Raw genomic sequence first — 20,211 nt, forward strand, 5'->3', positions numbered from 1 at the left:
CTACTTCACCAGCGGGAAGAGGATGGTCTCGCGGATCCCCAGGCCGGTGATCGCCATCAGCAGACGGTCGATCCCCATGCCCATCCCCCCGGATGGCGGCATGCCGTGCTCGAGTGCTCGCAGGAACTCCTCGTCGACAGGCATCGCCTCGACGTCACCCCGTGCGGCGAGCTTCGCCTGCTCGACGAAGCGCTCGCGCTGGATCACGGGGTCGACGAGCTCGGAGTATCCGGTCGCCAGCTCGAACCCGCGGATGTACAGGTCCCACTTCTCCACGACGCCGTCGATCGAGCGGTGTTCACGCACGAGAGGGGAGGTGTCGACGGGGAAGTCCATCACGAACGTCGGGCGCACCAGGTCGCCCTTCACGAAGTGCTCCCACAGCTCTTCGACGAGCTTGCCGTGGGTGGCCTGAGGCGGAAGATCGACACCGGTCTGCTCGGCGAAGGCGATGAGGTCTTCGACGGAGTCCTGCGGGGTGACCGTGCGGCCCGATGCGGCGGAGAGCGACTCGTACATCGAGATGCGGTCCCACTCGCCGCCGAGGTCGTACTCGGTGCCATCGGCCCAGGTCACGGTCGTCGACCCCGCGACCGCGATCGCCGCCTTCTGCACGAGTTCCTGCGTCAACGCGGCCATCTGGTTGTAGTCGCCATAGGCCTGGTAGGCCTCGAGCATCGCGAACTCGGGGCTGTGCGTGGAATCCGCACCCTCATTCCGGAAGTTGCGGTTGATCTCGTAGACACGCTCGATGCCCCCGACGACCGCGCGCTTCAGATACAGCTCCGGCGCGATGCGCAGGTACAGCTCCGTGTCGAAGGCGTTCGAGTGGGTGATGAACGGGCGTGCGGATGCCCCTCCGTGCTGCACCTGCAGCATCGGGGTCTCGACCTCGAGGTAGTCGTGGCTGGTGAAGGTGGCACGCAGGCTCGCGTTCACGGCCGCACGCGCACGGACCGTGGTGCGTGCCTGCTCACGGACGATGAGATCGAGGTAGCGGCTGCGCACGCGCCCTTCCTCGCTGAGCTCGGAGTAGGCGTTGGGGAGAGGCAGGACCGCCTTCGACGCGATCTCCCACCCATCGGCCATGATCGAGAGCTCTCCGCGACGGCTGGAGATCACTTCTCCGTGCACGAAGACGTGATCGCCGAGGTCGACGTACTCCTTCCAGTCCGCCAGCGACTCCTCGCCGACGTTCGCAAGCGAGATCATCGCCTGGATGCGTGCGCCGTCACCGGCCTGCAGCGTCGCGAAGCAGAGCTTGCCGGTGTTCCGGCTGAACACCACACGACCGGCGACGCCGACCACGACGCCGGTCTCATCGCCGGCTTCGAGGTCACCGTACTCGGCGCGCAGCGCGGGGATGGTGTGCGTGATCGGCACGCCCACCGGGAAAGCTCCCCCACCGGCATCCGTCCGCTTCTCGATCAGACGCTCGCGCTTGGCGAGTCGCACGGCCTTCTGTTCGTGGACGTCTTCCTCGGCGGGGAGGTCGTTCGAGGCCGGTTCGGGCGCGGCGGACGCGTCAGTCATGTGCGGGGCTCCTTGAAAGTCGTTCCCAGTTTACCGAGGCGGCGCCTCCTCCCTCGGCACGGGCTGGGTAGCCTCGAAGAATGGCCCACCCACGGATCCTCCGCGCGTTCGCTGCCCTCTCCCTCGCTCTTGCCGGGATCGCCACGCCGGTCACCGCGGAAGCGGCACCTGTCTCCGCGGCGGACGTGGACGACTTCTCGTATGCCTCGTGGGATGCCGACTACGAGGTCGGCCTGGATCAGGAGGGCCGCGCGCTGATGCGGGTGACCGAGACGCTGGTCGCCCGCTTCCCCGAGACCGATCAGAATCGCGGAATCGTCCGGGGACTGCCGACCTCGTACCAGGGCGCCAGCACCGAGACGCAGATCATCGCGGTCACGGATGAAGACGGTACTGCCGTCCCCTACGAGACCGACGAGGAAGACGGACTCACCTTCGTGAGCATCGGCACCGACGACTACGTGCAGGGCCTCACCACGTACGTGATCGAATACGAGATGCGCGACGTGGTGCTGGCGACGAGTCCGACCGATGGGTCGTCGACGCCGTCGGTGGACGAGTTCTATTGGGACCTGCTCCCCCTCGACAGCACACAGCCCATTGAACGCTTCCGTGCCGACATCACGTTCGACAGCGAGATGTCGGCGGCGCTCACCGGCTCCGCCCGGTGCTACACCGGTGCTTCGGGCTCGAGGGACGAGTGCGACCTTCAGGGCCCGACCACCGACGGTGGGGCCGCGACGTTCCGGGTCGAGTCCGCCCAGCTCCCCGCCGGTCACGGAGTGACCGTGGCAATCGGCTTCGACGCGGACACCGTCGCACAGCCCCTCGCGCGGACGCCGGATCCGGTAGGCGACATCGCCCCGCTGATCGCCGCCGTCGGTGCGGTCGGCGTCTCCGTCGGCAGCTGGGTGGCCGTCGCAGGATTCACGCGCCGACGCCGGAGAGCGACCGGGATCGTCATCGCCCAGTACGACGTGCCGGATTCGCTTCCGCCACTGCTCGCCGGCGCCATCATCCCCGGCGCGAAAGACGTGATCCCCGCCGAGATCGTCCACCTCGCCGTGCGCGGCAGCCTGCGCATCGAAGAGGGCGCGCAGGCGGAGGAACCCCGGTTGCGGCGTTTGCGGGCGACGACCGGGTCCGACGAGCTGGACAAGGCCGCGTTCAAGGCGCTCTTCGCAGACGCCGACCCCGACGGTGTCGTCGACGTTCCTGCCGCAGACGAGGCGTTCGCCGCGCGGATGACCACCCTGGAGCAGAGCGGGAAGGTTGCCGCGGCAGCGCGTGGCCTGACCGAGAAGGTCCGCAGTCGCGCGGCCGTCATCCTGCAGTGGTGCGCGATCGGCATCGCAGCGATCGGCCTGGCCCTCGGCATCTGGGCCGCCACGACCGGCCGCCTGTCCGCCATCCCCGGTGTGGTCGTGATCTCCTTCGTCGCGTTCCTCGTTCTGCTGTCGAGCCTGTACGCGTTCTCGAAGCACACCGTGCTCACCCCAGAGGGCGCCCGCACCTACGAGTACCTGCAAGGCGTGCAGGAGTTCATCCGGGTCGCCGAGGCCGACCGCCTGCGCATGCTCCAGTCCTACAGCGGCGCCGAACGTCGACCGGACGGCACCGCCGACGTCATCCACCTGTACGAACGGCTCCTCCCCTACGCGATCCTGTTCGGCATGGAGAACGAATGGGGCGATGTCCTCGAGCATGCCTATGCGCATGAGCATCGCGGAGCGACCTGGATGGGCGACCCCGCGTCCTTCGCCGTCCGGATGCAGCTCGCGGCGTTCATGGCATCGTCGCGCTCCGCCGCGACCTACACGGCACCCTCGACGAGCGCCTCGTCGAGCGCAGGCGGATCATTCGGCGGCGGGTTCTCCGGGGGCGGAGGCGGAGGCGGGTTCTCTGGCGGGCGCTGACCCCGGGCCCCAGGAGAGACCTCGGCTCAGCGCCTGTCGTACCGCGCGCCCGCGGGATTGGACGGCTGTATCGTCAGCACCAACAGCACGATGTCCCCGACGGACGGAATGAGCCGCAGAAGGACGAACCACCCCGAGAGGTTCGTGTCGTGCAGGCGTCGCACGGCCAGCGCGATTTGCGGCACGAGCGTGGCCAGGGCCCAGACCGCCAGGAGCGTGACCCCGACATTGAAAGCGGGTCCCAGGGAGAAGACCGCATTTCCGGTGTCGAGTTCGCCGCCAGCGACGCCGATGGCAACAGTCGAGCCCGCCAGAACCAGATAGACGACGGTTGTGGCGAGTTGCCACCACCAATACTCCGAGCGACTCGCACGACCGGAGAACGTGGCGTACTTGCGAAAGAACCTCGTGATCGCTTGCCCCAAGGAAGCACCGTAGAGCGGATCAGCCACGCTCGCCGTACTCATGAGTCGCCCCTCTCATCGCCCGCCGAAGATCATTGCGGCCAGCGGAGGATCGTGATCGCGCTGCCGAAGGTGTTCCGCGGGATGGTGTCGCCCGTTCCCAGCTGTCCGAACGCGTTGCTCCCCGCCGAGCTGAACGTGCCGTCCTGCCCGAGATACAGAGCATGATCTGCGCCGGCCCCGGTCTGGAGTGCGACCGACCCCGGGGCGAGCGTCACCGGCGTCGGTGAGGGCACAGACCCGCCGGTGATCCCCAGCCCCAACTGTCCTTGACTGTTGTCTCCCCACGCGAACAGGGCCCCGTCTGCGCGCCACGCGTAGAACGACGAGGAGCCTGCAGCGGGGAAAGAGGCGTCCGCTCCGACGATGCCGGTCGCACCGACGACAACCGACGCCGCCGCAGACGTCGCGGAGAAGAGGGACCCATCCTGACCCCAGGCGAGGACGACGTCGGTGCCCGCCGCGACGCCCCCGACCGTGGAGGTGATCCCCGTGAGCGTCACACCCGCAGCAGTCCCGAACCCGCTGCCCCACGCCACCGTGACTGCACCACCGTCGACCGAGGCGATTCCTTGGAAGCGTCCCGCGGCAGCGCCGACGACGACCTGCGTATCCAAGCCCTGTGCCGTCACGCGCGCCGGCGGACTCTGCCCCGTCGCAGGGCGACCGAGACGACCGCTTCCTCCGGTACCCCACGAGTACAGGGCTCCGCTCTCCGTCCACGCCAGGTAGTAATAGCCGCCGCTGGAGACGCCGACGACCGGGTCGCCGAGTGAGTCGAAGAACGCGTTTCGTGAAGGAGTAGGGCTCGTCCCGCTGATAGCCCCGTTCCCCCAGGTGTAGACGCCGCCGTCCGCGGCGAGAGCGATGACGGTATCCAACCCGCCGTCCGCCTTGACGACCTCCACCCCCGGCGGCAACATCACCATTTCAGGAACAAGACGTGAGCCGCCGACACTCCCGTTTCCCAGTTGGCCTCCGGAGTTCCCGCCCCAGGTGAAGATCTCACCGGCAGCTGTCCAGCCCATCGAGTAGTTCTCTCCGGCATCGATACCGACGAAGCTCAGCGGAACGGAATCCACAGCCGCCACGCTCGACTGCACCCGGCCCGCGTCCCCGAACTGAGCGACGGACCCTTGACTGGCTCCCAGCACGGATGCCGCCACCGCGATCGCGATCGCGACGATGAAGGGGGCGAGGCGTCTGCGTCGTCGGGCCGTCATGCTTCTCCTGCGTGATCTGTCTTCGTGCGCTCTGTCTTCTTGCGCGATGGGGGACGTGTCGGTATCGCTGCCAGCACGACCAGAGCGACGACCGCGCCGAGGAACCAGGGCGACTTCATCACGGCAAGGGCCGCGCCGGCGTGGGGAATCGCGAACGCCACCGTCTGCGTCTCGGCGCCAAGGGCATACGGCGCCGCGTCAGCCGCGGGGTTCGCATCGCCCTTCAGCGTCGCGAGAGTGAGCCCGTCATGAACGGTCAGATCGACGATGCGGTGGGTCACCAGTTTCCCGTCCCCCGCACGGGGGACGCTGATCACGTCGCCGATCTGGAGCGCGTCGGTGTCTTGAGGAATCGTGAGCGCCGCGGAGCCCTCCGGGATAGCGGGAGCCATCGAGCCGGAGGAGAAGATGAGGACTCGCGCGCCGATGATGGCGGCGAAGAGCGCGATCACCACCGCTGCGGCCCCGATGATCGCAGCGGTGTTCAAGAACACCCGCCACCCCTTCCCTGACGACGAGGTAGACGTCGCGGCAGGCGTCGATGCGGTGGTGTCGATCATGATCCCCGCCGTTCCCGCCGTCGTCGCATCCCGAAGCGGAGCGCTGCCCCCACCGCCAGGCATGCCAGCGCGAGAAGCAACGTCCCGCCGACCGCCACCCCCGTCGGAGGCAGAGCGTTCGGCGGGTTGTCCGGTGGACTCGAGAGAACGCAGACGTCTGCTTCGGTCGCGGTGACGATGTAGTTCGCGACCCCGGACTGACCCTGATACTCGTTTCCGGCGGTGATGGGCAGCTCGGCGACCATCGTCACCGTGACCGTCCCCTGCGCCGGGATCGCCTCCGGGTTGTCCGAGCACCGACCTTCCTCCGACAACGAGAAGCTGACGTCGAGCGGAGTGTCGCCCCCGAACAGATCACCGGACTGCATCAGCTCCGAGGACAGCTCGACAGGCACGTCGTTGCTGTTGGTGAGCGTGAGCGTCCGCACCTGTGGGTCGCCGGGCTTGATGTTCTCGACCGTGACGACGGGCGGAACCCAGACGAGCTCTGAGGGGACCCCGACCATGTCACTCATGACGGACAGCGCTATGCCTGCGTCGCTTCGAACGGGAACACCACCGTGACACCCTGTCCAGCGGCGCCGACCGGAGCGGCCGAATCGAAGGAGACGACGATGTTCAGAGTGGTCCCGTTGGCCGCTCCGCCCGAGGAGATGTCAAGCCCGGTGAACGACGCCGAGGCCAAAGTGCCGTTGAACAGCTCGGTGGACGTGCCGGTATCGGTGATGACGACCGTCAGGTAGTCCTCCAGAGCCGTCGCCGGCGTGCCCTCCGAGTTCGTCAGAATCGGGGCGCCGAGGCTGAGCAGCGCATCGATCGTGCCGGAGTTGTAGACGAGCAGGTCGAGGTCGACGGAGTCGCCCGGCGCGAGGTTGTCGAACCCTGCACTGAAGTCGACGAGGTAGTTGTCCGGGTTGCCGTCCTGGTCGTCGTCGAACTTGAGGTCCAGTGTCCCCGAGGTGAACGTGGTCTCCACGTTGCCTGTGTCGGTGAACGCCGCGAGGGTCGCGCCCACGGCTGCCACGGCGATTATCCCGATCGCTGCCAGCACTTTCGCGCGGGTACTGATCTTCACGTCCATCTTGATCCTCCGATGCACCTAAGACCCGCCTCAGCGAGTCGTAATCTGATCTCCCCGCGGTGCCCGGGAGATATCACCATTCAAGACAGAGGGGGTCGTTTTCACATGATCGACCACAAATCGTGATCATTCCTGTTCGTCGTCGAGCGCGGTCGCCCAGCCGCCGATGCCACGCTACGGTTCGGATTCGACGCTTGAGTGGCGAATAGCCGCGATTCAGTAGTCGTGCCGGCGGGATCAGTGCCGAGCGTCCCACGGGGGTCGCCTGGATGGACACGCAGATCCGCACCGCGACGCACCCAATCTCCGGTCCGCCGCCTCTCACCACCCGGCGATCCGCCGTTCCGCATCGATGACGACTGCTGGAATGAGATCTTTCGTCCCGGCTGGAAGGTCTTCATGTACAAGCGCGAGTTCGCGAACGACGAACGCCACGCAGATCTGCGTGATCGCTCGCGACGGTTGACGACCGCTCGCCTGTCGAACGATCGGACGACTCGGCAGGCGAGAGGGTGGTGGGGCGCGATCGGCTATGGAGCGGCGCTGGTCGGTCAGGTGGCGATGATCGTCCTGGGGGTCATCGTGAACTTCGGCGTCGAGAACGGCGTCGCACAACTCGACTGGCTCGGCGCATGGGCACTGGTCGGGACCCTCTATGCCTCCTTGGCACTCCTCGGGCTCGGTCTCTCCGCCCGGCTGCCGGCGGACGCTCGGCCGCATCGTTTCATCGCCAGCCGACTTTCGCGGATCGTGGCGACGTCCACGACGATCCTGGCGAGCATGACCGGCCTCACCGCCGCCCTCCGTGTCCTCGCTCTCAGCCCGGACTGGCTCGTCGGGCTGAGGACGACGATCATCGGCGTGTGGGTGATGGTTCTCGCCTGGGGTTTCCTGCACTGGGGCTTCGCACAGATCTACTTCCAGCGCAGTCTCACGGCCGACGAGCCGCAGTTCGACTTTCCCAGAACCCCGCTCCCCCGCATGGTGGATTTCGTGTACTTCTCCTTCACGGTCGGAAGCAGCTTCGCCGCGTCCGATGTCACCGTGCTCTCCAGCCGGACGCGGTGGACCGTGGTCTGGCACTCCGTGTCCAGCTTCTTCTTCAACGGCCTGATCATCGTGCTCGCACTCAACACGATCATGTCCAACGGCTTCCGGTAGTCGAGATCACCGCACCGAGAAGGACGCGCTCACGCACGGGTCGGGGAGTCCGAGTACCTCAATCGACGCCGCCGGCACGGAGAAGCCACACCTGAGCGCGCACGCGAGTCCAGGTCGACGTAGCTTCATGGATCGCACCTGTTGCGCGCCCCCGTTCCCGATGTGGGTGTTCCGCGCAACACCTCGGGGTGCGCTTTCCCGGGGAACGAGCCCCACGCGCTCCCGCGCGTTTCACCATGCAAAGAAAGAACCCCATGCACCCCAGTCCTTCACGCCCTCTTTCCCGAGGAGCGCGCTTCGGCCGAACCACAGCCGCCATCATCCTCTCCATTCTGGCCATCGTGGTCGGCGTTGCACTCGCCGTCGTCTTCGCCGTTCTCGGGCTGCACCTCAGCCTGGTCGCGGGTCTGATCTCCGGTGCCGTGGCCCTCTTCGGGGCTACCTGGCTGCTGACCGCCCTCGCCCACAAGACGTGGCCGCCCTCGGACACGCGACCGCGCCCCGCGCTGGGCCGACGCAAGTCTCCCTATCTGGTCGCAGGCGCCACTCTGGTCGTCGCCTCTGTGGCCGCCGGCACCACCGTGCTCGCGCCGATCGAAGGGGACGAGACGCCCTTGGCCGTGCCGGAGCCCAGCTTCTGGAACCTCGAGACCGGGTCCCGCATCGCGTACTGGGAATACGAGGCACAGGGGGACGAGCCGTCGTCCACCCCGATCATCTACGTCCACGGCGGCCCCGGCGGCTTCAACGACGAGAAGGACTTCGACTTCATCCCCCGGCTGGCCGAGACCGGACACGATGTCTATCTCTACGATCAGCCGGGTGCAGGCTTCTCGCCGGACATCGAACTCGACGAGTACACCGAGGAGCGGTGGCTTGCGGACCTCGACGCCGTCCGCGAAGAGACCGGAGCAGAAAAAGCCATCCTGATCGGCCAGTCAGCCGGCGGGTACATCGTGGAGGCCTATGCGGCGAACTACCCCGACCACGTCGAGCAGGCGATCCTCACCGCTCCCGGCGGCTTCCTCTCGTCTGACGAGATCACGGCAGCGGAGGCCGTCGAAGGGGCAGAGCTCGAGCGTCTCGACCCGGATTTCCACAACCGCAGTGGCGATATCGCGACGATGCAGGAGAAGCTGACTCCTCGGGTCCTCGCGACAGTCGCCTTGCAGGGACTCGGCATGACCGGCGCCGCGTCCAACCTCACGTCGCAGGACGAGCTCAAGCGGTGGTCGGCGACAGCCCTGGGTTCGGGCTTCGGACTCAACTTCATGTCGACCATGGAGCTCAACTCCGAGTTCACGGAGCACATGCCGGACACGATCCGGCGTCTCGAAGAGCTGGACATCCCGACGATGATGCTCAAGCCGCAGTTCGACTACGTGAGCTGGACGGCACAGTACGCCTACGTCGAAGCGAACCGTGACATGCAGGTCGTCTACATCGAAGGGGCGGAGCACCGGTCATGGGCCCTGCAGCCGGAGGCGTCGTTAGATGCCATCGCCACCTTCATCGACGGCGGCGTGCAAGAGGTGTACACCGGCTCGGAGTCCCCCGCCATCACGCTCGGCGACGACTGACGGATCGCCCCCTCGGCCACCGCGATCTTCCGGGATCGCGGTGGCCGACGCGATCACCGACACGCGACGCCCGGTCGGAGCGACTCAGCGAAGGGCCTCCAGGTGGTTGCTCAGGCCCTGTCGCCCTTGCAGATCGAGCTTGCGGAGAAGTCGATGGATATGGCTCTCCACCGTCCTGACACTGAGAACGAGTCGAATCGCGATCTCCGGATTCGTCAGGCCCTCGGCCGCCAGCCGACCGACCTCCTTCTCCCTTTCGGTGAGCGCAGTGGCCGTTGCGGCGAACCGAGCGGTGTCTATCTGTCGCCCGGCAAGGTCGGTCCGGAAACGCTCTTCTCGTGCCCGTGCCGCGGCTTCCCGCTCCGGATCCGCAGCCTTGGCGAACGCCGTTGCGGCGAGCTTGCACGCGGAGAGAGCCAGACCTGCCAGACCGCGGTCCTCCAGAACGTCGACGGACGCGAGCATCGCCGCGGGGTCTCCGGCCACGCCCGCCGCGACGAAGTCCGCATATGCGGCGAGCGAGCGAGCATCGGGGAGGTCTCGCAGTTTCTGTCGAACATCAGCCAGGCGTTCGGGAGACGGCACCAGCTCGAGCGAGGACAGGAGCTCCGTCACCCCTGCGTATCGTGCATTGCGATTCCACAGATCTGTGCCGGAACTCCACAGGACCTCCCCCGCCTGAGCGACATCGCCCTCGAAGGCCAGGAGTTGCGCCCTCGGCCAGGCTCGAGACTGCCCGGGCAAGGGGCCGTCGGGGTATTCCAGCTTCTCTATCTCCGCGGCGAACCGCTCCCCCGCCGAGACCTTGCCTCGTCGGATGTTGATCACCGCACTGATCGACAGCAAGGCGAGCGGGATGCCCGGCGGATAGACGGCCGGATCACCCGCGGAATGCAGGGTCTCCAAGACGTCATCGGCGGCGGTGTAGTCTCCTGCGAGCATGTGCCCCAGGGCGAGGGCTGCACCGAACGTGCGCAACGCGTCCACATCGAGATACCCGTGCGCTTCGTCGAAGCCGCGGCCGAGGAAGTCCATCCCCTCCCGATGCCGGCCGGCTCCGAGCAGGGCGAGTCCCATGAGCGCCCGCGAAAGGTGGGAAGCATGTCCGTCGTCGAGCGTCGACACCTCCGCGAAGACCCGCCTCGCATCGTCGAATCGACCGAGGCAGACGAGCACGAGCATCTGCGTCTCCCACAGCGTGATCTTCACAGGGCCGGGCAGATCATCCTCGACCTCGAGCTTCGAGGTGAAGTCCTGGGGAACTTCACGGAGGTTGACGAGCAACCGCACCTGAGCCGCATCGAGGAGACGTCGATACGGCCCCAAGGAGAGATCAGCGGCATCCCATCGGAGTTGCGCGATCGCCTCGTCGAGTTCCCCCGCCACGTACGCGCGCCACTGTGCTCGCAGGACCACGAACTCGGCCAGACTCGCGCCGTCCCCCAGACTCGGATCGACGGTGTCGATGATCCCTTCCACCGTGGATCGCACCGTCTCGGTACTCGCGTGCATGAGCGCCGTAGCGTATCGGACCGCTGCAGCCGGTGACGGATTCACCGCCCATTCCGCAGCCGTGACCAGGCGCAACGTCCGCGCACGTTCCTGGAGGAGACGCACGAAGAGAGCATCGTCCACGCTGCTGATGCTGCGCCGCGGCTCGTCAGGCTCCGTCTCCTGCTCCCCGAGCCCTGCCCCGAGCTTGTCCTCGACGAGTTCGATGAGGCGAGTCCTTCTCGTCGCCAGCGGCTCATGCCGGAAGTACTCGACGAGGAGGGGAGGAACGACCGTCACGAGTCGTCGTCCTGCGCTCGGGACGATCGCGATCGTCCCCCGTTCCTCGAGCAATTCGAGGATCTCCCACGGCACGAGTTTCCGCACCGTTTCGAGGTCTGCGACGCCGACGACCGCGATGATCTCCAACGCGTCCCGCGTGTGATCCTCGAAGCCCTCGAGATGCGCTTCGAGCACCGCACGGAGAGCTCCGCTCCAGAGGTCGCGCGATGCCTCCCACTCCCCGGTGCTCCGACGAGACATGCGCTGTTCGCGAATCGAGGCGTCGACCAGGGTGAGGAGAAGTCCGACATTTCCTCCGGATTTCGCGAAGAGGCGGCTCATCGTTCCCGCTTCGACCGGTGCGTCGAGGTGTTCCCTGAGCACCGACTCCATCTCGTCGAACCGGAGGGGCTCGATGTCGATCACGTAGGCAGGCTCGAGCGTCGACGCGGGCAAGCCCGTCGGGGTATGGCGTGCACGAAGGCCCTGGAGGCGCGAGATCACGACCGGCACGCCGGCGTCTCGGCGGACGTACTCGACCACTCCCCAGGATGACTCGTCGAGATCATCCCAGTCGTCCACGAGCAGCACCCCTGTCCGCGCACGGAGTCGCTCGGCCAGCGCGCGTGCCGTCTCATTCAGAGTCGCTGGTCGAGCACCCGCCGCGGTACCGAACCCGGCGAGGTGCAGCGCGCCCAAGCTGTGCTGCCGCAACGACGCGATGCCTCGTGCCTTGACGACGGTCCATTCCCGATCCTCGAGGCGGGAGGCCAGGGCACGGAGGAATGTGCTCCGACCGCTCCCCCGCCCGCCCACGATGTCGACGCTGACGCCTGCCATCAGGAGATCCATGGCGGCGGCCAGCGGACGCTCTCGACCGATGACCATGGGGCCACCTCCTCTCAGGCGCTCCGATGCCCTCAAGATAGACCTGGCGCCTACCGGGTACAAGCACTCGCTCCAGGACTCGTGCGCGCAACACGGTCAGATCAGCGGAGAAGGATCCGATGCCTCGCGAAGGGCGCGTTCGACGGTCGACTGCACCAGCGCCGACAGGTATCCGCCCGGGTTCTCCACGCCGATCTCACGCAGCCTTGCGGTCGACTGCCCGATGATCGACCGGGAGAACTCGGTCGCGGTGGCGATCGCGTCGGCGTACGCGGGACGGTCGGCCTCGGCGATCACGACCGGTTCGCAGCCCATCTCCACGGCGAGCGCCTGAGCGATGGGCAGCACAGCAGCGGGCGCGGTCACCGCGGCGAAGCCGGCCTGCAGCTGGCGGAGGTCGATCGACGTCCCGGTGAAGGTGATCGCCGGGTGCACGGCGAGGGGGATCGCACCGCGTGCGGCGGCAGGACTCAGAACCTCGATGCCGAACGCCGGATCCGTGTGCAGCACGAGCTGTCCGACCTGCCAACCGCCCACCTCGGCGATACCCGCGACGAGCGAGGGCAGCTGTTCCGAGGGGACCGCGATGACCACGAGCTCGGCGCGACGCACGACGTCGAGCGGGTCGAGCACCGGCACATCGGGAAGGACCGCAGAGGCACGCTCATCGTCGGAGCCGCTCGTGATCCCGACCACGGCATGCCCGGCCCCACCGAGCGCGGCTCCGATCACGGGACCGACGCGCCCGGCGCCGATGATCCCGACGCCGAGTCGCCCATCCCGCGGCACTGTCACTGCTCCGACCGCGGCTGCGGCGGTGTCGCCGGTGGAAGCGGCGGCGCGGCGGGAGGCCCGGAGTACGGAGGGGGAGGAGAAACGGGAGGCGGCCCCGTGTAGGCCGGGGGCGCCGGAGGAGTCGGCTCAGATGCGGTGGGCGAATGCTCGCTCCATCGGTGGCTCCTGTCGCGCGACGCGGCCTCAGCGGCGGCGACCACGACACCGTCGAGCAGCGCCAGGGCATCGGCACGCTCGAGTCCGGAGAGGTAACCCGTGATCGGACCGGGAACGGTGTGAACCTGTGCCCCCGACACCCGCTGTGCTCGATCGATCGGCCCCTGGCTGAGGGACACGCCCTGCAGGCGCGCGAGCGGGAACACGGCGAGCTTGCGCCACACGATCCCGCGACGAAGCAGCAGCCCGAAATCGGTCACGAGATAGCCGTGCCGCTTCCACGAGAACGGACGCCGCCACCGCGCTCGACGAGGCATCGTCCGGTAGGCATCGCCCTCCCCCGGACCCACGATGCCGTGCTCCCAGAGTTCCGGGATGTTCGCCGCCGGAACGTCCGGCAGAACCAGCCCGAGGACACGCTCGACGTCGGCCCGCTTGCCGACCGGGAGCACCACGTTGAACTGCTGCCCGCTTCCGGAGGACTGCTGCGCGGCGCTCTTGCCGCTCATCCGGTTGATCCGGATCGTCCACCAGCCGAACGGACGCCACAGCAGGGACTGCGACACCTCGACCGCGAAGATGCGTCCGGGCGGAAGCGTCTCGGTCACCGTGGTGAGCAGACCGTAGGTGATGCGCACGCCGTCGGGCGTCGGGGCGATCGAATAGCGCAGCGACTTCGAGATCTGCGCCCAGGTGATACCGACGACCGCGATGACCATCGGCACACCCATGCCGAGGCCCAGGCCGAGCAGCACGATCCCGCCGCCCGTGTCGCCGTCGACGAACATGCCGATCAGCGCGCTGCCGAAAGCGATCGCGAAGATCGCGCCGAAGAACACGAACCAGAGCAGGCCCGAGATCAGTTGGGAGCCGACCAGACGGCCCGTCGGGATCTTGACGACGCTCTCGGGGACGACATCGGCGAGGTCCACCCCCGCGAGGAGTCCGTTGACGCCCTCGTTCATCGAGCCGACCAGCTGCGCGCGAGCAGAGGTGGGCGCATCCGCCGCGGCAGTGGGATCAGGGTTCTGGGCCGCAGCGCGTGCCGCCCTCGCTCCGGAAGCCAGGCGGAGGATGTCCGACCGGACGGACTCCGCGCGAGCCGTTGCGAGATACTCCAGCTCCACGTTCGCGTCGTTGCCCGCGCCGACGACCTCGAGCTTGGCGAGGCCGATGATGCGAGCGGGGAAGGGGCGGGTGAGGTTGACGCCCTGCACCCGATCGAGCGGTGCCCGACGGTGCGAGCGGAAGATGATGCCCTTGCGCACTTCGACGTGGTCACCGGTGATGCGGAACTGCTGGAAGCGCCAGACGAACCAGAAGATCAGTATCAGCACGATCGCGAGACCGAGCACGCTGAGCAGCACGACCAGGATCAGGTTGTTCGCCAGCACCCACTCGACGGGGTCGGCCCCGGCATAGTCACCATAACGCGCCTCCTCCGGCGCGAACAGGGCCACGGCCCATGCGATGAGGCGATCGCGCATGTTCGCGATCGTGATGCCGGCGACGATGATGAGCACCAGCCCGCCCTTGAAGAGCGGGGTGAGCGGATGCATGCGGTGCCACTCGCCGTTGGCGAGGCTCGTGGACGGCTCCGAGGCCGTCGCCTGCGCACTCGGGGACGGCGGGAGCTGCGGCTCGCTCACAGGCCGGTCCGGCGGGTCTCGGCAACGTGGATGAGCGTGTCGCGCAGTGCCTCCGCGGCCTCCTGGGTGAGCCCGGGGATCTGCACGCCGGTCGTCGCCGCCGCGGTGACCATCTTCAACTGGGCGATACCGAAGGCGCGATCGAGCGGTCCCTGCGTGATGTCCACCAGCTGCATGCGTCCATAGGGAACCGCGATCATGCGCTGCCAGAGGATTCCCTTGCGGAAGACGATGTCATCGGCGCGCAGCATGTATCCGATCGCCCTGGCCTGGCGCGGCAGGATGATGAGAGCGAAGACGGTGATCAACAGGATCACGCCGGCGGGGATCCACACCCACTGCTGGTGCAGCACCAGGTTCAGCACGACGGCCGCGACGGCCACCAGGACGATGAAGATCACATTCTGCACGATCTGGGACACGACGTAGCGGGGCGAGATCTGGTGCCAGGTGCCGTCGAGTTCCAGCCGGGCCTCGTTGCGCGCGGTGCGCAGCTTCGAGTAGGTGCCCTGGTCGAGGGCGGCGAGATCAGTGCCCTCCGCCGGGTTGAGGGGCGTGGTCTCTGGGTTCTGAGTCATCAGGATCCTTCGGCAGGGTGCAGAACTGTTCGGCGACGAGAGCGGCGATCACGAGGATGATCGCGCTTCCGATCAGGGCCAGCATGGCCACAGTCGACCCTACCTGCGGAACGACGGGACGGGACAGGAGGAACGCCAGCAGGCCGGCCCCGAAGCCGGCCATGATCGCCCCGAGCAGGCTCGAGGCACGGGCGAGCGTCGCCGCACGGAGGGCGCGGAACGGATCGATGCGGATCCCCGACCGCACGCTGCGCCTGACCGGCCAGGCGACCCCCACCGAGGCGGCGGCGATCAGGAGGAGCAGCACGGGCAGCAGCAGCGACGGCGTGAACGTGATGCGGCCCGACACCGTGAGGATGTGATCGAGCAGGAATCCACCGCCGCCGGCGAGCAGCGCGAGGACGACGAGGACGCCGAGGGACGTGCGCCTCATCCCTCGCCCCGTGCTCGAAGCCCGGCGACGAGGTCCGACACCTTTCCCTTGCCGAGCAGTTCGGCTTCGGGGTCGACATCGAGCCACGGATCGAGGACGAACAGCCGCTCACCCGCCCGGGGATGCGGCAGCTGCAGGCGCGGGTCGTCCGACACGAGGTCGCCGTACGCGATCAGGTCGAGATCGAGGGTGCGGTCGCCCCACCGTTCCCGGCGCTCCCTGCCGTTCTCGTCCTCGATGGCGTGGAGCATCCCGAGAAGGATCTCGGGCGCGAGCCGCGTGGTGACCAAAGCGACCGCATTGACGTAGCCGGGCGCGTCGGGATCCGGACCGTCCAGGCGGAGCGCGACGGTCTCGAACAAGCGCGAGAGCCGGACGTCGCTCACCAACGGCAGCCGGGCGATCCGCTCGGCCGCCGCACGGATGGTCCCCTGACGGTCCCCGAGGTTCGCGCCGAGCGCGACGACCGCCACGGTTTCGGGACGGCCGGCGCGGCGGTCCGGCAGATCGAGCGGGTTCGCGAGGTTGCGGCTCATATCGTGATGTCTTCCATCGCCTCGGGCGCACGGCTGCGGTGCACCGTGACGGCCACATCCGCGAAGCTGAGCGGAATCGGGGCGTGCGGCTTGTGCACGGTGACGGTGACGTTCTGCACGCGCACGTCTCCCAGCGCCACGGCGGCGATCCGTTCGGCGAGCGTCTCGATCAGGTTCACCGGCTCGCCCCCCACCACCGCTGCCACCTTCTCGGCCAGTTCTCCGTAATGCACGGTGTCGGCCACGTCATCCGACGCCGCCGCCTGGTCCAGCGACATCCGCAGACGCAGATCGATCGAGAACTCCTGCCCGTCCTCCCGCTCGTGCGCATAGACGCCGTGGCGGCCGAAGACGGTCAGGCCGGTGAGGACGATCTCATCGAGGAAATCCATGCCTCTAGCGTACGGGGGACGCCCTCCGGCGGCTGAGCGGACGTTCAGCCCGTCCAAGCATGCGTTATCGCGAGCGCATCGCGGGTGGCGGCCACATCGTGGACCCGCACGGCCCACGCTCCGGCCTGCGCGGCGAGCGCGCTCGTGACAGCCGTTGCGAGGTCGCGCCGCGACTCCGATACCTCGTCGTCGGTGCCGGTCTCCTGGCGCAGTGTCTCCGCCAGGAAGCGCTTGCGCGACGTGCCGATCAGGACCCGGGGCCCGAGCGCGACGATCTCCTCGAGTCCGCGCAGCACGTCCCAGTTCTGCGCCCCGGTCTTCGCGAAGCCGATACCCGGATCGACGATCACGCGCGACGGGGCGATCCCGGCCACGGCCGCCTCCCCCATGCGCTCGTGGAGTTCGCCGGCGACCTCGCGGGCGACACGACGGTACTCGGCGTTCGCGTACATGTCCGCGGAGAAGCCGCGCCAGTGGCCGATGACGAAGTCCGCGCCCGACTCGGCGACGGCCGCACGCATCTCCGGGTCGGCGAGCCCGCCGGAGACGTCGTTCACGATGCGGGCGCCCGCACGCACGGCCGCGGCAGCGGTGGCCGCACTGAGCGTATCGATGCTCACGGGCACACCGGCAGCGGCGAGTCGCTCGATCACGGGGATGACGCGCTGCTGCTCGATGTGCTCGCCGACCCGCTCCGCACCCGGCCGGGTGGATTCACCGCCGACGTCCAGCACGGTCGCTCCCTCGGCACGCAGTCGCAAACCGTGCGCGACCGCATGATCGACATCGAGGTAGCGCCCGCCGTCGCTGAAGGAGTCGGGAGTGACGTTGACGATGCCCCAGATGCCCGTCATCAGCGTGCTGCTCCGGACCCTGCCGCCCCGATCAACGTGATGAGCTCGGTCCGGGCGACGGCGTCCGTGTACTCGCCCCGGGCGGCGATCGTGAGCGTGGAGGTCTCGGTCTGCCGACCGCCCCGCATCGTCACACAGCCGTGGGCGGCGTCGAGCACCACCAGCACGCCGCGGGTGTCGAGGTGTTCGGCGATCGTGTCCGCTATCTGCTCTCCGAGTCGCTCCTGCACTTGAGGGCGTGCGGCGAGGATCTCGACCACGCGAACGAGCGCCCCGAGCCCCACGACCTGCTCCCCCGGAAGATACGCGATGTGGGCGTGCCCGGCGAACGGCAGCAGGTGATGCTCGCAGACCGAGCGGAAGCGGATGTCGCGCAGCAGCACAGCGCCGGAGGGCAGGGTGTCGGGCGCCGGGCCGCGGGAGACGCTGATCGTGCGGGCGAGCGGCTCCGCCGGATCCTCCCCCACCCCGGAGAAGAACTCGGAGTACAACTCCCCCATCCGCGACGGGGTCTGCTTCAATCCCGGTCGATCCGGATCCTCACCGATCGCCTCGAGAAGCTCGCGGGTGAGCCGCTCGACACGCTGTCTGTCGACGGTCACGTCACGCCGTCGCGGGCCGCGGATGCCCGGCTCCCGCCGAACCCTGCTGCGTGCGCGGGGCACCGGCCGGGGCTTCGACGGATGCCGCGAGCGAGACGTCCTTCTTCGGTACTTCGATCGGAGGACGCTCGGACACCGGACGACCTTCGCTCGAGAGCCACAACGGGCGCTCCGGAAGCTTCTTGATCTCGGTGAAGATCTCGGCGATCTGGTTGTGGTCGAGGGTCTCCTCCTCGAGCAGGGCCAGAGCGAGCTTGTCGAGGATGTCGCGGTTCGCGCTGAGAACCTCGTAGGCCTCGTTGTGCGCCTGTTCGATGAGCGCGCGGACCTGGGTGTCGACCCGCTCGGCGATCGTCTCGGAGTACTCACGTCCGCGGCCCATGTCGCGCCCGGCGAAAGGCTCGCCACCCTCGGTGCCCAGCTTGACCGGACCGAGTTCGGTTGTCATGCCGTACTCGATGACCATCTTGCGAGCGATCGAGGTCGCCTTCTCGATGTCGTTCGAGGCACCGGTGGTCGGATCGTGGAAGACGAGCTCCTCGGCGACGCGGCCGCCCATGGCGTAGGTCAGCTGGTCCTGGAGCTCGTTACGGGTGACGGAGTACTTGTCGTCGAGCGGCAGCACCATCGTGTAGCCGAGAGCCTTGCCACGGGGCAGGATCGTGATCTTGGTCACCGGGTCGGTGTAGTTCATCGCGGCGGCGGCGAGCGCGTGCCCGCCCTCGTGATACGCGGTGATGAGCTTCTCCTTGTCGCGCATCACCCGGGTGCGGCGCTGCGGACCGGCGATCACACGATCGATGGCCTCGTCGAGAGCTCGGTTGTCGACCAGCTGCGCGTTCGAGCGCGCGGTCAGCAGAGCCGCCTCATTGAGCACGTTCGCGAGGTCGGCACCCGTGAACCCGGGGGTCTTGCGTGCGACGACCTCGAGGTCGACGTTCTTGGAGAGCGGCTTGCCCTTGCTGTGCACCTCGAGGATCTTCTGACGTCCCTTGAGGTCGGGGGCGTCCACGCCGATCTGGCGATCGAAGCGACCGGGGCGCAGCAGCGCGGGGTCGAGGATGTCCGGACGGTTGGTCGCCGCGATCACGATGACGTTGGCGTTCGGATCGAAGCCGTCCATCTCGACCAGCATCTGGTTGAGGGTCTGCTCGCGCTCATCGTTTCCGCCGCCCATACCGGCGCCGCGGTGACGGCCGACGGCATCGATCTCGTCGATGAAGATGATCGCCGGGGCGTTCTCCTTGGCCTGGCCGAAGAGGTCGCGCACACGCGACGCTCCGACGCCGACGAACATCTCGACGAAGTCCGATCCGGAGATCGAATAGAAGGGGGCTCCTGCTTCCCCGGCCACCGCGCGGGCGAGCAGCGTCTTGCCCGTTCCTGGGGGGCCGTACAGCAGGACGCCCTTCGGAATGCGGGCACCGATCGCCTGGAACTTGGCGGGATCCTGCAGGAACTCCTTGATCTCGTGCAGTTCCTCGATGGCCTCGTCGGCACCGGCGACATCGGCGAAGGTGACGGTCGGGGTCTCCTTGCTCACCAGCTTGGCCTTGGACTTGCCGAACTGCATGACCTTGCCGCCACCGCCCTGCATCGACGACAGGAGCCACCAGAACAGGAGGCCCAGCAGCACCAGCGGGAGAAGGAGGGAGAGGAAGCCGTCGAACCAGGTCGCCCGGGGCACCGCGTCGTTGAAGCCGTCCTTGGGAGCGGCCTCGTTGATCGCCGAGACGACCTCGTCGGCGCGTGCGTCGACGTAGTAGAACTGCACGTTCTCGGAGCCCTCGAACGGCTTAGAGAGTGTCATGTCCACGCGCTGATCGCCGTCGGTGGTGACCACCTCGGTGACCGTGGTGCCGGAGAGGAGCTTGAGCCCCTCCTGCGTCGTGATCTGCTTGGGCGCACCCAGATTCGAGATCAGCAGGAATCCGCCGAAGAGCAGCACGCCGATCAGCGCGACGTAGATCAGCGGATTCCGGGTGAGCTTCTTCACATCCATGATCGGATCAGCGTATCGCGCGCGCCCTAGGGGGT

The 20,211-nt window shown here is 67.8% G+C and carries 19 protein-coding genes; 3 read left to right on the forward strand and 16 right to left on the reverse strand.

Translation table 11 applies throughout. The annotated features are described in order from the left end of the window. A complete protein-coding gene (gene lysS / locus ACLF6J_RS08230; protein WP_131492930.1) occupies positions 1 to 1,533 on the reverse strand; it encodes a lysine--tRNA ligase in 1,533 nt (510 codons plus the stop codon). 80 nt (positions 1,534 to 1,613) lie between these two features. Between lysS and ACLF6J_RS08235 the strand changes: the two genes are divergently transcribed. After that, positions 1,614 to 3,449, forward strand: coding sequence for a DUF2207 domain-containing protein (locus ACLF6J_RS08235; RefSeq protein ID WP_134352938.1), 1,836 nt, complete (start codon positions 1,614 to 1,616; stop codon positions 3,447 to 3,449). Positions 3,450 to 3,475: 26 nt separating this feature from the next. On the opposite strand, the gene ACLF6J_RS08240 is transcribed toward ACLF6J_RS08235, so the two are convergent. Genes ACLF6J_RS08240 through ACLF6J_RS08260 form a run of 5 tightly spaced genes read right to left on the reverse strand, consistent with a single transcriptional unit; the run spans position 3,476 to position 6,777 of the window. Then, the gene (locus ACLF6J_RS08240) at positions 3,476 to 3,916 is read right to left on the reverse strand and encodes a DUF805 domain-containing protein (protein WP_134352937.1); all 441 of its coding nucleotides are present in this window, start codon (positions 3,914 to 3,916) and stop codon (positions 3,476 to 3,478) included. A gap of 29 nt (positions 3,917 to 3,945) precedes the next feature. Then, positions 3,946 to 5,136, reverse strand: a complete 1,191-nt coding sequence (locus tag ACLF6J_RS08245; protein WP_134352936.1) for an RCC1 domain-containing protein — start codon at positions 5,134 to 5,136, stop codon at positions 3,946 to 3,948. Further along, entirely contained in the window at positions 5,133 to 5,696 is a 564-nt protein-coding gene (locus tag ACLF6J_RS08250) for a signal peptidase I (RefSeq protein WP_166804697.1), read from the reverse strand. The genes ACLF6J_RS08245 and ACLF6J_RS08250 overlap by 4 nt, the downstream gene beginning before the upstream one ends. Beyond that, a complete protein-coding gene (locus tag ACLF6J_RS08255; RefSeq protein ID WP_134352934.1) occupies positions 5,693 to 6,211 on the reverse strand; it encodes a hypothetical protein in 519 nt (172 codons plus the stop codon). Before ACLF6J_RS08255 ends, ACLF6J_RS08250 begins: the two co-directional genes overlap by 4 nt. A gap of 11 nt (positions 6,212 to 6,222) precedes the next feature. After that, positions 6,223 to 6,777 carry a TasA family protein gene (locus ACLF6J_RS08260; protein ID WP_131492938.1) on the reverse strand — a complete coding sequence of 185 codons (555 nt, stop codon included), beginning with the start codon at positions 6,775 to 6,777 and terminating at the stop codon, positions 6,223 to 6,225. Between the two features lie 399 nt (positions 6,778 to 7,176). Between ACLF6J_RS08260 and ACLF6J_RS08265 the strand changes: the two genes are divergently transcribed. Both ACLF6J_RS08265 and ACLF6J_RS08270 read left to right on the forward strand, forming a co-directional pair. Continuing rightward, the gene (locus ACLF6J_RS08265; protein ID WP_134352933.1) at positions 7,177 to 7,938 is read left to right on the forward strand and encodes a DUF1345 domain-containing protein; all 762 of its coding nucleotides are present in this window, start codon (positions 7,177 to 7,179) and stop codon (positions 7,936 to 7,938) included. A gap of 341 nt (positions 7,939 to 8,279) precedes the next feature. After that, a complete protein-coding gene (locus ACLF6J_RS08270) occupies positions 8,280 to 9,518 on the forward strand; it encodes an alpha/beta hydrolase (RefSeq protein ID WP_166804696.1) in 1,239 nt (412 codons plus the stop codon). An 84-nt stretch (positions 9,519 to 9,602) separates the two neighbouring features. On the opposite strand, the gene ACLF6J_RS08275 is transcribed toward ACLF6J_RS08270, so the two are convergent. The 10 genes from ACLF6J_RS08275 to ftsH form a co-directional block, all read right to left on the reverse strand. Beyond that, entirely contained in the window at positions 9,603 to 12,179 is a 2,577-nt protein-coding gene (locus ACLF6J_RS08275) for a LuxR C-terminal-related transcriptional regulator (protein ID WP_134352931.1), read from the reverse strand. 96 nt (positions 12,180 to 12,275) lie between these two features. After that, positions 12,276 to 12,968, reverse strand: coding sequence for a DUF2520 domain-containing protein (locus ACLF6J_RS08280; protein WP_131493016.1), 693 nt, complete (start codon positions 12,966 to 12,968; stop codon positions 12,276 to 12,278). A 2-nt stretch (positions 12,969 to 12,970) separates the two neighbouring features. After that, positions 12,971 to 14,779 (reverse strand): PH domain-containing protein, encoded by a 1,809-nt coding sequence (locus tag ACLF6J_RS08285; protein ID WP_244093592.1) that lies wholly within the window; start codon positions 14,777 to 14,779, stop codon positions 12,971 to 12,973. Next, positions 14,776 to 15,357, reverse strand: coding sequence for a PH domain-containing protein (locus ACLF6J_RS08290; RefSeq protein ID WP_047521280.1), 582 nt, complete (start codon positions 15,355 to 15,357; stop codon positions 14,776 to 14,778). Before ACLF6J_RS08290 ends, ACLF6J_RS08285 begins: the two co-directional genes overlap by 4 nt. Continuing rightward, positions 15,308 to 15,790 (reverse strand): DUF3180 domain-containing protein, encoded by a 483-nt coding sequence (locus ACLF6J_RS08295; protein ID WP_047521281.1) that lies wholly within the window; start codon positions 15,788 to 15,790, stop codon positions 15,308 to 15,310. Before ACLF6J_RS08295 ends, ACLF6J_RS08290 begins: the two co-directional genes overlap by 50 nt. Then, positions 15,787 to 16,326: a 2-amino-4-hydroxy-6-hydroxymethyldihydropteridine diphosphokinase gene (gene folK, locus ACLF6J_RS08300; protein WP_047521283.1), complete on the reverse strand. Its 540-nt coding sequence runs from the start codon at positions 16,324 to 16,326 to the stop codon at positions 15,787 to 15,789. Before folK ends, ACLF6J_RS08295 begins: the two co-directional genes overlap by 4 nt. Continuing rightward, positions 16,323 to 16,718: a dihydroneopterin aldolase gene (gene folB / locus ACLF6J_RS08305; RefSeq protein ID WP_047521285.1), complete on the reverse strand. Its 396-nt coding sequence runs from the start codon at positions 16,716 to 16,718 to the stop codon at positions 16,323 to 16,325. The genes folK and folB overlap by 4 nt, the downstream gene beginning before the upstream one ends. Positions 16,719 to 16,762: 44 nt before the next feature. Beyond that, the gene (folP, locus tag ACLF6J_RS08310) at positions 16,763 to 17,572 is read right to left on the reverse strand and encodes a dihydropteroate synthase (RefSeq protein WP_134352930.1); all 810 of its coding nucleotides are present in this window, start codon (positions 17,570 to 17,572) and stop codon (positions 16,763 to 16,765) included. Beyond that, the gene (gene folE, locus ACLF6J_RS08315) at positions 17,572 to 18,174 is read right to left on the reverse strand and encodes a GTP cyclohydrolase I (RefSeq protein ID WP_047521289.1); all 603 of its coding nucleotides are present in this window, start codon (positions 18,172 to 18,174) and stop codon (positions 17,572 to 17,574) included. The genes folP and folE overlap by 1 nt, the downstream gene beginning before the upstream one ends. Before the next feature lies 1 nt (position 18,175). After that, entirely contained in the window at positions 18,176 to 20,176 is a 2,001-nt protein-coding gene (ftsH, locus tag ACLF6J_RS08320) for an ATP-dependent zinc metalloprotease FtsH (RefSeq protein ID WP_047521291.1), read from the reverse strand. Positions 20,177 to 20,211 lie beyond the last annotated feature (35 nt).

The organism is Microbacterium sp. IO18, assembly GCF_049099505.1.
GTDB classification, from domain to species: domain Bacteria; phylum Actinomycetota; class Actinomycetes; order Actinomycetales; family Microbacteriaceae; genus Microbacterium; species Microbacterium aurugineum.